The following is a 14,614-nucleotide window of genomic DNA, read 5'->3' as shown; positions in this document are numbered from 1 at the left end:
GGGCCCGCTGATTGCGGACGCCGTGCGGCTTCACGCTAGGGCGATCCCAGTTGCCTTCCAGGGAGGCGACGCCCAAAAGCAACCTGGTTGGATCATCGGCCTTCACCGGTCGTCGGCAGTCAAGTGGTGGAGAGGCACAAGGTGCTGCACGAGGTGTGTGCGGCGACTCCTCTCCCCGACGTCTGGGGGCAGATGCCAGCCGACGGCGCTGTAGGCAGCGCCGGGCCGCAAGCCCGCCGCGTCGGCCCCTACACCCTGTGGGGGTGCTGCCCCTTCGGGCATGAGCGGCTGAGACGGTCGAGCCAAGGCCGCCACCGACTCATCCCATTCTCAGCTCGCGGCTTCTGGCTCGGTTCCTCGCGATGTTCCGTGTCTTCCTGGTGTTGGCCGCCTCGGCGACCACGGCGAGTACCGCCGGCGACCTCGACCACTCGGCGAGGTAGCGCTGCATCCAGTCCGTGACCTCCGCCAACTCGGCCGACGTCGGCACGTGACCGTCCTCGATGGACAGGCAGAACAACCAGTCGTGGATGCGGCGGCGGATGAACTCGCGGTACGCCTCCGTCTTGAGCTGGTCGATCTCCGGCAGCAGTTCGGCCGACCACTGTCGGAACTCGGCGGGACCGGACACCTTCCTCGCGATCTCGTCCACGAGGGCGACCACTGCCGTCTTGGACCCCATCTCGTCGGGGTCGCGCAGGATCGTGGCCACGATTGCGCGGTCCCGGCCCCGGTCGCGGCTTTGCGAGGCAGCGGTCACGGAGAGGACGCGTAGGTACGCGGACGTTCGGGCGTGGTCGTCCGCGACGGCTTTGTCGACGTCCACGTCGATGATGCCGGTCTCCGCCAGCAACTCGGCCACATCGGAACGCAATGTCATCACTTCATCCCTTCCCGCAGGCTTCCCTGGCGGCGTTGAGCCGCTCCGAACGACGCGCTGCTGTACGTCGTGCTGTTCACCGACTACTACCACGGGCAGGGCCTCGAGGGCCGTTACCTGTACGACAGTTGGGAGCCCCACGTCTTCCCGGGGGAGGAGAGCCTCGCTCCCGGCGATCCCGCGCTGCGCGGCGCGATGTCCGCCGTGTGGAACGACCTCGTCCACGCCACCTACACCCAGCAAAACGTGCACGGCCTCATCGAGAAGACCTACGGCACGCTCGCCCAGAAGATGTGGAGCGGCGCCGAACAGGGGGTGACGTATGGGGAGTTCACCGCGCTGCTCCGGCGCGGCTCGGTGGGGCCGGGGCTGACCACCGTCGCCCCCACCCTCTCCGAGCCCGACGAGCTTGCCTTCGGTGCTCCCGCCGCCGCCTCTTCCGGCGCGCACCCCTCGTATGCCTCCGACGGCAACCCCGTCACCCGCTGGACCAGCGGCCTCGAACGAGGCGGCCCCTGGCTGCGGATCGACCTCGGGGAGGTGCGGGACGTGGCGCGGGTGCGGCTCGACTGGGGGAGCGAGCACGGGCGTTCGTACGACATCGAGGTGGCGGAGAGCGGGGGCGACGGTTGGCGGAAGGTCGCTGCCCGCCGCGGGCGCGACCAACCCGGCTGGGACGAGCTGGAGTTCACCACCGCCCGGGCCCGCTATGTGCGAGTGCGGGGGCGGGAGAGGGGACGGGTTCGTTGGGCGCTGTGGTCGGCGCAGGTCTTCGACCTCCCCGATCTGGCGCGGGGGCGGAAGGCGACGGCTTCCTCCGCGGAGACCGCGTCACTCGGCCCCGAGAACGCCGTCGACGGGGATCCCGCCACGCGGTGGGCCGACGACCAGCGTGGGAGGGGCGTCAGCGGTGCGTCGCGTGTGGGGTGTCAGCGGTGCCTCACCCCTCCAGCGCCGCGTACCGCACCCCCGCCAACCCCTCCGAAGCCGCCCAAAGCCGTTCCCCCGCTGTGTCGTTGAGGGTCCACTTCGCTCGCCAGGACTTCGCCGGCGCCCCCCGCCACCCCAGAACCCTGGGCCCGGTGAACGAGTCGGGGCGGACTCCCGGCGCCGTGGCCGCGTACAGCGAGGGCAGGGCGCCCGCCGTCGCGGGCTGGGCCAGGGCGCGGTTGCCAAGCCCCATCAGGCGCTCGGCCACCCTGCGCCCCTCCATCCTGGGCCCGGCGGCCTGCAGATTCGTCTCCGCGTAGCCGGGGTGCGCCGCGGCTGTCACGATCTCGGAGCCGATGGCCGCGAGGCGACGCGCCAGCTCGTGGACGAAGAGGAGGTTCGCCGTCTTGGAGCGGCCGTAGGCGACCCAACGCCGGTAGTCGCGCTCGCTGTTGAGGTCGCCGATGTCGATGTTCCCCAGAACGTGGAACGCGCTGGACACAGTGACGATCCGGGCCCCGGGCGTCCGAAGGAGCCGGGGCAGCAGCAGTCCGGTGAGCGCGAAGTGGCCCAGGTGGTTGACGCCGAACTGCGTCTCGAAGCCGTCCGCCGTCTGCCGGTAGGGCAGTGCCATCACGCCCGCGTTGTTGATGAGCAGATCGAGTCCGTCACCCCGGTCGCCGCCGTGGCCGCGGTCATACGTCTTCGCGAACTCCCGTACCGAACCGAGGTCGCCGAGGTCGAGCCGCCTGAACTCCGCATCTGCCGAAGGCACTTCGGACCGCAGCCGCTCCAGCGCCCGCGTCCCCCGTTCCTCGCTGCGGCAGGCGAGCACCACGCGCGCGCCACGACGGGCGAGTTCGCGTGCGGTGACGTATCCGATGCCGCTGTTGGCACCGGTGACCACGGCGGTACGGCCGCTCTGGGCGGGGATGTCGCTCGCGTTCCAGCCCGTCATGACACCGCTCCCTCTGCTTGGGCGCACGCCTGTTCCTACCCGAGAGCAGGCAGGGCGAGCCTAGGGCAGTGAGTCAGGCCGCGGCACCCCCGTCGATCACCAGATCGGCGCCGACCACCGACGCTGATTCGTCCGATGCGAGGTAGAGCACGGCGGACGCGACCTCCGCGGTCGTCGAGACGCGGCCGAGCGGCGTCGCGCTCTTCATGCGCTCCGAGCGCTCGGCCAGGCTCTCGCCCTGGCGCAACGACATGCTGGTGTCGGAGGAGCCGGGGCTCACCGCGTTGATCCGTACCCCCTCCCCGATGTACTCGGCTGCGGCGCCCTTGCTCAGAGCGGAGACCGCCGCCTTCGTGGCGCCATAGCCGATCGTGCCCGGAAGGCTGATGTGGGCGCCGAGCGTGGAGGAGATGTTGACGATCGCCCCGCCACCCGGCTGCGTACGCATCTGCTCCACCTCGGCCTGCAGGGCGAGCAGTACGCCGGTCACGTTGATGTCGAGCATCGTCCGCCAGTCCTCCTCGGGCAGCTCCGCGACCGGCTGCCCGGCGCGCAGGACACCCGCGTTGTTGACGGCCACGTCCAGGGAGCCGAACCGCTCGACGGTGGCCTCGACGAGCGCCGCGAGGTCGGCGGAGCTCGACACGTCGGCGGTGACGGCGACCGCGGTGCCGCCGGCGTCCTCGATGAGCCCCACGGTCTCCTTGAGCGGGCCTTCGGTGCGCCCGGCGACGACGACGTTCGCGCCCTCGGCGGCGAACGCGAGCGCCATGGCGCGGCCGAGACCGGAGCCGCCGCCGGTGACGAGGGCGGTGCGCCCTGCGAAGCGGGTGCGCGGCGCTGAAGTCATGAAGAGACTCTTTTCTTGAACGATCGGTTCAGTATGAGGGCATGAAAAAGGAAGCCAGGGGGAAGGGCGGGGCGGTGGGGCAGGCAGTGGGGCGGGCGGCGGGGCGGAGCTCAGTCGAGCAGGCTCAGTGCCTGCTCCGTCGCGTCACGGAGTCGCGCCCCGTCCTTCGACGCCTTGCCGACCACGCGCAGCCCCTGCATCAGGGTCACCAGCATGCGCGCGAGGGCGAGCGGGTCGCGGCCCTCCGGGAGCTCGCCCTGCGCCTGCGCGCGGACGAGCGCGGAGTGCAGCAGCGTCTCGATGTGCTCCCAGCTGCGCTCGACGCAGCGGGCCGCCGCCTCGTCGTGCGGGCCGAGCTCGGCCGCCGTATTGGTGATGAAGCAGCCGTTGAGGCGCCCCTCGTCGGAGGATGCCTCACTCCCGCAGCGGCGCACCACCGCACGGACGCCGGGGAGTGCGGGGCCCGGCTGCGAGAGCTCGGCGAGCAGGCGCGGGTTCTGGAGAGCGGCGTACCGCTCCAGCGCCTTCAGGTACAGCGCGTGCTTGTTGCCGAACGTCGCGTAGATGCTGGCGCGTCCGATGTCGAGCTCCTCGACGAGGTCGGCCATCGACGTCGCCTCGTAGCCGCGCCGCCAGAACAGCTCTAGGGCCGACTGGAGCACGGCGTCCGGATCGAATTCCTTGGTCCTGGCCACGAGGAGAGACTAAGACGTTCTGGAACGCATGGTCAAGTAAGTCTGCTAGGCCAGCCGAACCGTGTGCGTCTGAACCGTCACCGAGTCGTCGTCCAGGCACCGCCCCGTCTCCAGGTCGAAGCGCTGCTTCAGGAGCGGCGAGGCGACGAACGGCCTTCCCGCCGCCGCGCCGAGCAGGCCGCGCGAGAGCACCGCGGCGCCCGTGAACGGGTCGCGGTTGTCGATCGCGTACGCGCGGCCCGCGCGGTCGATGAAGAGCGCGGCCTGGCGCCCGTCGGGGAGCAGCGCGGCGATGCCGCGCCCCGGCTGGAGGTGAGCGCGGTCGCAGACCTCGAACCAGTCTTCTTCCAGGCGGAGTTGAATGCTCATCGGGATGTGGCACCTTCCAGGTCGCGGGGGCGGGAGCCGATGGACAGCAGCGGCAGGTCGGGCTTGATCTGGTCCCGTTCCGGGACGAAACTCACGGTCGGGTCCGGGACGTCGGGCGCGTTCACGAAGGACACGAACCGCGCGAGGCGCTCGGGATCGTTGATGGTCTCGGACCACTCGTCGCGGTAGTGCGCGACGTGGTCGGCCATCAGGGCCTCGAGCTCGGCGCAGAGGCCGAGCGAGTCGTGCACGACCACGTCCCGTACGTGGTCGAGGCCGCCCTCGATCCGCTCCAGCCAGGTCGACGTGCGCTCCAGGCGGTCCGCCGTACGGATGTAGAACATCAGGAACCGGTCGATCAGGCGCACCAGTTCGGCGTCGGACAGGTCCTGCGCGAGCAGGTCCGCGTGGCGCGGTGTCGCGCCGCCGTTGCCGCCCACGTAGAGGTTCCAGCCGCTCGACGTGGCGATCACGCCGAAGTCCTTGGACTGGGCCTCCGCGCACTCGCGGGCGCAGCCGGAGACGGCCGACTTCAGCTTGTGCGGGGAGCGCAGGCCGCGGTAGCGCAGCTCCAGGTCGATCGCCATCCGGACCGAGTCCTGCACGCCGTAGCGGCACCAGGTCTGCCCGACGCACGACTTCACCGTACGCAGCGACTTCCCGTACGCGTGCCCCGACTCGAACCCCGCGTCCACCAACCGTGTCCAGATCAGGGGGAGTTGTTCGACGCGCGCGCCGAACATGTCGATGCGCTGGCCGCCGGTGATCTTCGTGTAGAGACCGAAGTCCCGTGCCACCTCGCCGATCACGATCAACTTGTCCGGGGTGATCTCGCCGCCGGGGATGCGCGGCACGACCGAATAGGAGCCGTTCTTCTGGAGGTTGGCGAGGAAGTGGTCGTTCGTGTCCTGGAGGGAGGCCTGCTCGCCCTCCAGGACATAGCCGTCGGCGCCGATCGTCGGGGCCAGCGAGGCGATGATCGAGCCGATCGTCGGCTTGCAGGTCTCGCAGCCCTCCGTGCCACGCGCGGACTCGCGGCCGTGGGAGTCCAGGAGCCGCCGGTAGGAGGTGACGCCCAGGGTGTGGACGATCTCGTACAGCTCCTGGCGCGTCTGGGCGAAGCAGCCGCACAGGCCCTTGTCGACCTCGACGCCCGACGCCTCCAGCTCGTCGTTGACCAGCCGGCCGAGCACCTTCACGCAACTGCCGCAGCCCGTACCGGCCTTGGTGCACTTCTTGACCTCGGGCACGGTGGTGCAGCTGTGCTCGGTGACGGCGCCGCGGATCGAGCCCTTGGTGACGTTGTGGCAGGAGCAGATGACCGCGGAGTCCGGCAGCGCGGACGGGCCGAGCGCCACCGGGCCGCCCGCGCCCGCGGGAAGCACCAGCTGCTCCGGCGAGACCGGCGGCACGCTCCCGGTCAACGGCCGCAGCACGCCGTACGCCTCGGCGTCGCCGACCAGGACGCCGCCGAGCAGCTCACCGCCAGCGCCGATGACCAGCTTCTTGTACGTTCCCGAGCGCGAGTCGGAGTAGACGACGTCCAGGCAGTCCGGGGTCGCGCCGTGCGCGTCGCCGAAGGAGGCGACGTCCACGCCGAGGAGCTTCAGCTTGGTCGACAGGTCGGCGCCGGTGAAGCTCGACTCCTCCGTGGCGATCGAGGCGGCGACCGTCTCGGCCATCTCGTAGCCGGGCGCGACCAGGCCGTAGACCCGGCCGTCCGATGCCAGGGCGCACTCGCCGATCGCGTACACGGACGGGTCGCTGGTGCGGCACTGCTCGTCGACGGTGATGCCGCCGCGCTCGCCCACCGAAAGGCCGCAGTCGCGGGCGAGTTGGTCGCGGGGCCGGACGCCGGCCGAGAACACCACCAGATCGGTGGCCAGTTCACTGCCGTCCGACAGCTTCATCCCGCTGACGGCACCGTCCGTGCCGACGATCTCCTGGGTGCCGACGCCCGTGTGCACGGTCAGGCCCATGCCGGTGATGGTGCGCAGGAGCGCCGCGCCGCCGCCCTCGTCGACCTGCACCGGCATCAGGCGCGGCGCGAACTCCACGACGTGCGTGGCGAGTCCGAGTCCGCGCAGGGCGCCCGCCGCCTCAAGTCCGAGCAGCCCGCCGCCGACGACGGCGCCGGTCGTGGCGTACGTCTTCGCGTACTCCTCGATGGCGAGCAGGTCCTCGATGGTGCGGTAGACGAAACAGCCCGTGGTGTCCTTGCCCGGCACCGGCGGTACGAAGGGGAAGGAGCCGGTCGCGAGGACGAGGGTGTCGTAGGCGAAGGTCTGCCCGGAGCGCGCGGTGACGGTCTTCGCGTCGCGGTCGACGGTCTCGGCGGGATCGCCGACGTGCAGCTCGATGCCGTGCTTCTCGATGAACTCCGGGTCGGTGAGGGAGAGTTCTTCGGGTGTGCGGCCCGCGAAGTAGGAGGTGAGCTGTACGCGGTCGTAGGCGGGCCGAGGCTCCTCGCACAGGACGACCACACGGTGGTTGTCGGTGAGACCTCGGGCGGCGATGGCCTCCAGGAAGCGCTGGCCGACCATGCCGTGCCCGACCAGCACGATGGTGTTGTCGTGCGCGCCGTGGCGGGGGCTGGGGGTGTCCGTGGGCATCTCAGAGGCCTCCGATTGGGGTCTCCCCTGCTCGAGCGGAGTCGAGAGTTTGGGGAAGGGTGAGCAGGTGGAGCAGGGGGCTGCCGTCGTCGGGCAGCGGGTCGTCGGCCTCCCAGGCGCGGGCGAGCGCGCCGACGGCGGTGAGCTCGCCGAGCAGTACGCCGCCGACGAGGCGGTCTCCGCGCACGACGACCTTGCGGTACGTGCCACGGGTGGCGTCCGCGAGCTGGACGACGTCGTCGTCGGGCCGGTGCTCGGGGTCGCCGAAGGCCGCCAGGTCCAGGGGAGCGGAGCCGGGGCGTCCGTTGTGCAGGGTGAGGCGGGTGAGGGCACGGGTGCCGGCGTAGGGGCGGGCGTCCCGCGGGGACAGCAGGGCGTCCGCGAGGGCGTCGGCCTGTTCGAGCGCGGGCGCCGCGAGGCAGCGGGCCTCGCCGGAGTGCTCGGCGCAGTCGCCGATAGCGCGGATGTGCGGGTCGGAGGTGCGCAGCTCGTCGTCGACGACGATCCCGCGGCGTACGTCCAGGCCCGCGGCCTGCGCGAGGCCCGTGCGGGGGCGGACGCCGCAGGCCAGGACGGTGAGGTCGGTGCCGAGTACGTAACCGTCGGCGAGCTCCACCGACTGCACGGCCCCGTCGGCCTGCCGCACGCCGCGCACCCGGCACTCGGTGTGCACCTCCACCCCGAGCTCGGTGAGGTGCCGGTGGACGAGTGCGCTCGCGGCCGGGTCGAGCTGGCGCTCCATGAGGCGGTCGCCCTGCTGGGTGAGGACGACCTGGGCGCCACGGACGGCCAGCGCGCGGGCGGCCGATACGCCGAGGAGGCCGCCGCCGATGACGACTACGCGGGTGCCTGGCCGCACGGCCTCGGACAGGGATAGGCAGTCGTCCATGGTCCGGAAGGCGTGCACCCCTTCCGGCAGCTCGACGGCGCCGGGCTCGAAGAGGCCGCGCAGGGGAGGGAGGACGGGGTTCGAGCCGGTCGCGAGGACGAGGGTGCCGTACGGGACGACGCTGCCGTCGGCGCAGTGCACGAGCCGGTCCGCGCGGTCGACGCGGACGGCGCGGGTGCGGAGGAAGTCGCCGGGGACGGGCGGCAGACCGATGACGTCCGGTCCGAGCCGTCCGGCGAGGACGTCGGCGAGGAGCACGCGGTTGTACGGGGCGTGGGGTTCCTCTCCGATGAGGGTGACCCCGACGGTGCTGGTGCCGTTGCCCCCGAGGCGCTGGGCGAGGCGGACACCGGCGAGGCCGCTGCCGATCACCACCACGGGGGTCGCGGGGCTCGGGGTCGATGAGGTCATGTACGGCAGCGTGCGGGGGCGGTGTTACCCGGCGGCATCCTGACTGTTTCCCTGCGGGAACGCTGCCCTCAGCGGGGGCCGGGGCGGGATGTGAGGGGTCTGGCCGGGGGCCTTGGGGATGCCCCGCGTGCGCCTCTGGCCGAACAGGCCTTTCCCGCCCACCCGCCCGTTTGCCCCGCGTGCGCCTCTGGCCGAACCGGCCTTTCCCGCCCACCCGCCCGTTTGCCCCGCGTCCGGCCCTCGCCGAACCGGCCTTTCCCGCCCACCCGCCCGTCTGCCCCGCGTCCGGCCCTCGCCGAACAGGCCTTTCCCGCCCACCCGCCCGTGACCCGGCAGCGCGCGTGAGGGGACGTGTCGGTATGTCTGCCCGGAGCACGGTTCGTGGCGCTCCGGTGCCGAAGTAGCCGCGCGGCCACCGGACGATAGAGAGGACGGACATACCGGCGCGGCCCTGCCCCAAAGACGGACCAACACCGCGCCGGCTTAACCACCGTTGAGCCGATCCTCAAGTCCGCCTTAAGGATCAGCAGTATCCGTCTGACCAGCCACTTCTGCCCCCGCCCCGCACCTAGTCTGCGGCGGTGACCACCGACGTAGCCGACCTAGCCGATTCCCGACTTGACGCTTACCCCGCGCTGTCCGCGTACCTGCGGCAGACGGAGGGGACGCCGGTTGCGCCGATGCCCGCGGAGCCCCCGCGGCCCCGGGCCGCCGCCACCCCCGTCACCCCGATCCGCCTCACCCCCGCCGCCCTGCGCAACGGGATCCTCGCCGTGGGCCTCGCCGTCACCGCTCTCTGGGCCGTGCAGGCCGAACCCTCGGCCCGGCTCGACGTGCTCTTCGCGACCGGCGCCCACCTCACCGGACTGCTCGCCGGGTACGGCGTCCTCGTCATGCTCTTCCTGATGGCCCGCGTGCCCGCCGTCGAGCACGGCGTCGGCGCCGACCGGCTCGCCAGGCTGCACGCCCTCGGCGGTCGCTACGTACTCACCCTGTGCCTGGGCCACGCCCTGCTCGCCCTGTGCGGATACGCCGTGCACGCCGACACCGACCTCCTCAGCGCGGGCCTCGACCTGCTCGGCTACCCGGGCCTCGCCCTCGCCGTCTTCGGCACGGCCCTGCTCATGGCCGTCGGCGTCACGTCGGCGCGCGCGATGCGCCGCCGCGTCCCGCACGAGACCTGGCGGGCCGTGCATCTGCTCACCTATCTCGGCGCGGCGCTCGCCTTCGTGCACCAGCTCGCGGGGCCCGACGTGGCGGGCGGCATCCTGACGGTCTGGGCGTGGTCGATGCTGCACGCCACGGTGGCGGTGCTGCTCGTCTGGTACCGCGTCGTCGTGCCCGCCCGGCAGGCCCTGAAGCACAGCCTGCGCGTCATCGACGTACGCGACGAAGGCCCCGGTGTCGTGTCGGTCGTGATGCAGGGCATCGGGCTCGACGAACTGCGCGCCGAACCCGGGCAGTTCTTCCGCTGGCGCTTTCTGCGGCGCAGGCTCTGGCGCACCGCCCTGCCGTTCTCGCTGTCCGCGCCCGTGCGCGACGACACCCTCCGGATCACGGTGAAGGCCCTCGGTGACCACACGCGGCGGATGCGGCGCCTGAAGCCGGGGACGCGGGTGCTCGCCACGGGGCCCTTCGGGGCGCTGACCGCGCATCGGCGTACGAAGCGGAAGGTGCTGCTGCTCGCGGGGGGAGTGGGGATCACCCCGATGCGGGCGCTGTTCGAGACGCTGCCGGGCGGGCCCGGGGACATCACGCTCCTGTACCGGGCGGGCAGCGCGGAGCAACTCGTACTGCGGGACGAGCTGGAGGAGATCGCCCGGAGCAGGGGAGCGGGGCTGCACTATCTGCTCGGGCGCTCCGACGCCTCCTTCGATCCGCTCGCCCCGCAGGCCCTGCGCAATCTCATCCCCGACCTCGCCGAGCACGACGTGTATCTGTGCGGGCCGCCCGCGATGGCCTCGTCCGCCACTGCCGCGCTCGTCCGGGCCGGGGTGCCCGAGGAGCGCATCCATGCCGAGTGCTTCACCTTCTGATCGTTCTGATCGCCTTCTGATCGCCTTCTGAGAGGGGCTGACGTGGGACGTCACCGCAAACCCGTGGTCCCGGTCCAGGGCCCGACCCTGCAGGCACGCCGCAAGCTGGCGACGGGCCTCGCCGGAGCGAGCGCGCTGGTCGCCACCGTCCTCGCCCTCACGGTCGAACCGGCGGCACCGCCTGCTCCCGATCGCGCCCCTGCGGGGGTTCCGGCACCTCAGGCGGCTCCCTGAGGTGGGAACCGAAACCTCTGAAGACCCTCAACTCTCCCTGAATTCATGGACGGCGTGATCACTCTCTCCATAAGGTCGCGATCATGCCCGACATATCGCTGACCACCGTCGTCGTCCTCTGTGTCGCCGCCCTCGCGGCCGGCTGGATCGACGCGGTGGTGGGCGGCGGAGGGCTGCTCCTCCTGCCCGCCCTGCTCCTCGGCCTGCCGGGCGGGACCCCGGCCGCTCACGCCCTGGGGACGAACAAGGCCGTCGCCATCGTCGGGACGACCGGCGCCGCGGTGACGTACGTGAGGAAGACACCTGTCGACGTGCCCACCGCCGTGCGGATCGGTCTTGCCGCGCTCGCCGGGTCCATGGGCGGCGCCTTCTTCGCGGCCGGCATGAGCACCGAGGTGCTCAAGCCCGTGATCATGGTGGTGCTGCTCGGCGTCGGGGCCTTCGTCATCTTCAGGCCCGCCTTCGGCACCGCGCCGTCCGCCCGCCCCGCATCGCCCAGGCGCATCCTCGCCGCCATCGGGCTCGCGGGCCTCGGCATCGGGTTCTACGACGGGCTCATCGGGCCCGGCACCGGCACCTTCCTGGTGCTCGCGCTGACCGCCGTGCTCCACCTCGACCTGGTGTCCGCCTCCGCCACCGCCAAGATCGTCAACTGCTGCACCAACGCGGGCGCCCTCGCGATGTTCGCCTGGCAGGGCGCGGTCCTGTGGCAACTCGCCGGCCTGATGGCCGTCTTCAACCTCGCCGGCGGCATGCTCGGCGCGCACACCGCCCTCAAGAAGGGCAGCGGCTTCGTCCGGATCGTGCTGCTCACCACCGTCTTCGGGCTCGTGGCGAAGATGGCGTACGAGCAGTGGCTCGCGTAGGAGCAGACAGCGGCCGTCCTTGGGCCGCAGCCGTCAGCGCACGCTCGTCAGGTGCGCGAACACCACCACGTTGCCCTGATAGCCGGTCTTCCTCGAATAGTCGCCGCCGCACGTGATCACCCGCAGCTCCGGCCGGTCCGCCGCCCCGTACACCTTCTCGTCCGGGAAGTCCTTCGCGTCGTAGACCTCGTTCGCGTCGACCGTGAACACCGCGACGCTGCCGTCCCTGCGTTCGACCTCGATGGTGTGGCCCCTGGTCAGGCCGCCCAGGTCGTAGAAGACGGACGGTCCGTCGGCGTTGTCGACGTGTCCCGCCACGATGGCCGTGCCACGCTCGCCGGGCGTCGTCCCGGACTCGTACCAGCCCGCGAGGTTCGTCTTCTTCGGCGGCGGTACGTCGAGACTGCCCTGCCGCGTGAGGCCGAGCCCCATGAGGGGCGCGTCGACCCGGATCGAGGGGATGCGGATCCGGTCGGGCGGGGACGGGGGGAGCGCCGCGGCGGCCGTGGCGTGGCCGGAGCGGGGATGCGCCGACGCGGCCTGCGCGGCGGACGGCTGGGGCGGCGGATGGGACTCGGTGCCGTTGCGCAGCAGCCATGCCCCGGAGCACAGGGCCAGGACGGTGACCGCGCCTATGGCGGAGTTGACGGCCCTTCCGCCGAGGGGCTTCCTGCCGGGGCTCTTCCCGCCGGGACCCTTCTCACCGGCGCTCTGGGCGCCGGGGTTCTTCCTGCGCGTCACTCGACTCGTCCCCCTCAGGGTTCGGGGAGGCCGGTCCCCGCATCCCTCTCCGTATCCGCGAGGCACGGGCGGACCCGGAGAGGGAGGGGGCTGGCGGTACCGGTGGACAGCGGAGGGTGTCCGTCAGATCCTGTCGCCTCTCGCCCGGCGATGCAGGAGCCAGGTACCGCCCGCGGCGGCGACGGCAAGCGCTGCCACACCCGCCGCGGTCTGTGCGGGGTCGGGGCCAAGAGCGCCGCCGACCCCCGTCTTCACGTGCCCCTTCGGGGCCACCTGCTGATCACGGGCTGCGGCTGTGGAGGTGATGGTCACGACCAGGTCGCCCGCCACCTGCTTGCCGTCAGCGCCGGAACCGGAGCATTGGGCGACGATCTCGTAGGTGCCGGGCTGAGCCGACGGCGGCACCTTGAACTGACCGGCCGCGCTCCCCTCGTACTCCTTGTCCGAGCCCGACGCGAGCGTGAAGGTGCCCGCGCCCACCGCGCTGGCGTCGCCCGACGCGGAACCGTCGCTGCCGCACGCGGTGGTGCTCACGGTGACCGTGGAGCCGGGCATGACCGTGGTCGGGTGGATCTCCAGGCCGCCACCGGCGGCGAGTGCCGCGGCGGTGGCGGGGGGTGCCAGCAGCGCCGCCGATGCGACGGCGAGCGCGGCAGGGGTCAGCAGGCGGGCTTTGCGCATCGTGCTTGCTCCTCCGAGGGACCATCAGAGGGCACGGCCCGCGGCACCCCCAAGTGCCGCTGCGTCGGTCGAACCCCGCTCTACCGAGGTAAGTGCCACTCGGCGGCGCACGCCTCCTGAAGAACGGTCAGAAAAGCAGTGGTGGAGCGACTTCTGACACTTCGACGGGAACGTTCCGGCAGGTCATGCGGCGTGTCGCCGAGAAGTGTCCGAAGGGGGCGCGGGGCGCCTGTGAATGGGTGACTCGAGGGTCCGCCGGGAGCATGCCGTCCCCCCGGATCCGGAGCTGATCCCGCCTCAGACGGCGTCCCGGGGAACGTCGGCGTAGAGCCCGGCCAGGGTCCCCATCAGCTTCTCGTCGACCGCGAACTCCGTGCCGTCGATCCGCCGCACCGGAGCGATGCCGCGCGCGTTGGTGACGAAGGCGGCCGTGTACGAGGAGAGGTCCGCGAGCGTGACCGGGGCCCGGCGCGTGGGAAGCCCGGCGGCCGGGAGCCGCGGTTCGAGCAGCCGCATGGTGATGCCCTCCAGGCACGGCGCGTCGGGCCAGACGACCTCCGTGCCGTCGAAGAAGCCGATGTTCGTGACGGCGCCCTCGCTGATGGTCCCGTCGTGCCCGGTGAGCAGCGCGTCGTCGAAGCCCGCCCGCCTGGCGAGCTCTCCATGGTGGGCCTGCCCGAAGCCGCCCAGGTGCTTGATGTGCGGGAAGGGCCGCTGGTAGGGGACGGACCGCAGGGCCTGCGCGCCCTCGGCCATCCCGCCGGGCGCCCGGACGGTGACCGTCACGGACGGCTCGCCGTCGGGGGCGTGGACATGGACGCGTACGGACGCGTCGGCGATGTCGTCGCGGAGCACGTGCCGGACGAGCTCGCGGACGTGACTGCCGTCGAGCTCCCGCCCGAAGAGCTCACGGGTGGCCGCGTCGAGCCGCTCCAGATGTAGCCCGAGCCCCCGCGTCGCACCACCCCTGACCTGCATCGCGGTGAAGTGCCCCACACCACCGAGCGCGGCCCACAACAGCCGGTCGGCGGTGGCGGCCCGCCCGTCGATCTCAAGACGCTGCAGAGGCGAGGGAGTTGTCATGGAGCTCACGGTACGGCGGGGGAGGCCCCCGGGGCGGCGGGGCCCATGGTGTCCCCGGTAGTGCGCCTGCGGTGTTCTCGACCGGCCGTGCGCTTCGGCGTTCCCGGCCGTGCGCCTGCGGTGCCCGCAGCCGCACGGCCGGGTTCGTCGTGCCCCCGCCGCCCGCCGCCCGCAGTGTCCGGGGCCGCTCGCCCGAGGCTTCCGCGCCCCGCGCCCACTGGCGTCCGCAGTTGTGCGTTCGGGTTTGCCGTGCCCGTTGCCCGAGAGGTGCGGGCTGCTCGCCTGCGGTATCCGCGCCCCGCACTCACCGGTGTCCGCCGCTGTGCGCCTGAGGTCTCTGGACTCCGTTGACCGCGGCGTCCGCGGTTGGGCGACGACG

The 14,614-nt window shown here is 72.1% G+C and carries 14 protein-coding genes; 4 read left to right on the top strand and 10 right to left on the bottom strand.

The annotated features are described in order from the left end of the window. Window positions 1-319 precede the first annotated feature (319 nt). Window positions 320-880 carry a hypothetical protein gene (locus tag ACZ5WE_RS04050; protein WP_467687724.1) on the bottom strand — a complete coding sequence of 187 codons (561 nt, stop codon included), beginning with the start codon at window positions 878-880 and terminating at the stop codon, window positions 320-322. Window positions 881-949: 69 nt separating this feature from the next. Between ACZ5WE_RS04050 and ACZ5WE_RS04045 the strand changes: the two genes are divergently transcribed. After that, a complete protein-coding gene (locus ACZ5WE_RS04045; protein WP_467687726.1) occupies window positions 950-1,900 on the top strand; it encodes a discoidin domain-containing protein in 951 nt (316 codons plus the stop codon). On the opposite strand, the gene ACZ5WE_RS04040 is transcribed toward ACZ5WE_RS04045, so the two are convergent. The 6 genes from ACZ5WE_RS04040 to ACZ5WE_RS04015 all read right to left on the bottom strand — a co-directional run bounded on the left by ACZ5WE_RS04040 (window position 1,821) and on the right by ACZ5WE_RS04015 (window position 8,594). Then, window positions 1,821-2,768 (bottom strand): oxidoreductase, encoded by a 948-nt coding sequence (locus ACZ5WE_RS04040; protein WP_467687727.1) that lies wholly within the window; start codon window positions 2,766-2,768, stop codon window positions 1,821-1,823. The two genes, ACZ5WE_RS04045 and ACZ5WE_RS04040, sit on opposite strands and share 80 nt — an antisense overlap. A 73-nt stretch (window positions 2,769-2,841) precedes the next feature. After that, window positions 2,842-3,618: an SDR family NAD(P)-dependent oxidoreductase gene (locus ACZ5WE_RS04035; RefSeq protein WP_467687729.1), complete on the bottom strand. Its 777-nt coding sequence runs from the start codon at window positions 3,616-3,618 to the stop codon at window positions 2,842-2,844. Window positions 3,619-3,728: 110 nt separating this feature from the next. Continuing rightward, the gene (locus ACZ5WE_RS04030; RefSeq protein ID WP_467687731.1) at window positions 3,729-4,313 is read right to left on the bottom strand and encodes a TetR/AcrR family transcriptional regulator; all 585 of its coding nucleotides are present in this window, start codon (window positions 4,311-4,313) and stop codon (window positions 3,729-3,731) included. Window positions 4,314-4,358: 45 nt separating this feature from the next. Beyond that, window positions 4,359-4,682, bottom strand: coding sequence for a nitrite reductase small subunit NirD (gene nirD / locus ACZ5WE_RS04025; protein WP_467687733.1), 324 nt, complete (start codon window positions 4,680-4,682; stop codon window positions 4,359-4,361). Next, the gene (gene nirB / locus ACZ5WE_RS04020) at window positions 4,679-7,294 is read right to left on the bottom strand and encodes a nitrite reductase large subunit NirB (RefSeq protein WP_467687735.1); all 2,616 of its coding nucleotides are present in this window, start codon (window positions 7,292-7,294) and stop codon (window positions 4,679-4,681) included. The genes nirD and nirB overlap by 4 nt, the downstream gene beginning before the upstream one ends. A gap of 1 nt (window position 7,295) precedes the next feature. Then, the gene (locus ACZ5WE_RS04015; protein WP_467687737.1) at window positions 7,296-8,594 is read right to left on the bottom strand and encodes an NAD(P)/FAD-dependent oxidoreductase; all 1,299 of its coding nucleotides are present in this window, start codon (window positions 8,592-8,594) and stop codon (window positions 7,296-7,298) included. A gap of 581 nt (window positions 8,595-9,175) precedes the next feature. Here ACZ5WE_RS04015 and ACZ5WE_RS04010 point away from each other — a divergent pair. The 3 genes from ACZ5WE_RS04010 to ACZ5WE_RS04000 all read left to right on the top strand — a co-directional run bounded on the left by ACZ5WE_RS04010 (window position 9,176) and on the right by ACZ5WE_RS04000 (window position 11,730). Continuing rightward, the gene (locus tag ACZ5WE_RS04010) at window positions 9,176-10,630 is read left to right on the top strand and encodes a ferredoxin reductase family protein (protein WP_467687739.1); all 1,455 of its coding nucleotides are present in this window, start codon (window positions 9,176-9,178) and stop codon (window positions 10,628-10,630) included. 42 nt (window positions 10,631-10,672) lie between these two features. After that, window positions 10,673-10,864 (top strand): hypothetical protein, encoded by a 192-nt coding sequence (locus ACZ5WE_RS04005; protein ID WP_467687741.1) that lies wholly within the window; start codon window positions 10,673-10,675, stop codon window positions 10,862-10,864. 83 nt (window positions 10,865-10,947) lie between these two features. Further along, on the top strand, window positions 10,948-11,730 hold the full coding sequence (locus ACZ5WE_RS04000) for a sulfite exporter TauE/SafE family protein (protein ID WP_467687743.1): 783 nt from the start codon (window positions 10,948-10,950) through the stop codon (window positions 11,728-11,730). 33 nt (window positions 11,731-11,763) lie between these two features. Here ACZ5WE_RS04000 and ACZ5WE_RS03995 read toward each other — a convergent pair whose 3' ends face one another. The 3 genes from ACZ5WE_RS03995 to ACZ5WE_RS03985 all read right to left on the bottom strand — a co-directional run bounded on the left by ACZ5WE_RS03995 (window position 11,764) and on the right by ACZ5WE_RS03985 (window position 14,235). Further along, window positions 11,764-12,366, bottom strand: a complete 603-nt coding sequence (locus ACZ5WE_RS03995; RefSeq protein ID WP_467687906.1) for a class F sortase — start codon at window positions 12,364-12,366, stop codon at window positions 11,764-11,766. A gap of 228 nt (window positions 12,367-12,594) precedes the next feature. Beyond that, a complete protein-coding gene (locus ACZ5WE_RS03990) occupies window positions 12,595-13,152 on the bottom strand; it encodes a hypothetical protein (protein ID WP_467687745.1) in 558 nt (185 codons plus the stop codon). Between the two features lie 297 nt (window positions 13,153-13,449). Then, window positions 13,450-14,235 (bottom strand): aminotransferase class IV family protein, encoded by a 786-nt coding sequence (locus tag ACZ5WE_RS03985; protein ID WP_467687747.1) that lies wholly within the window; start codon window positions 14,233-14,235, stop codon window positions 13,450-13,452. Between the last annotated feature and the right edge of the window lie 379 nt (window positions 14,236-14,614).

The organism is Streptomyces sp. NPDC033180, assembly GCF_055577645.1.
The sequence above is the reverse complement of the archived record's forward strand: the minus strand, read 5'-3'. Positions and strand labels throughout refer to the sequence as shown.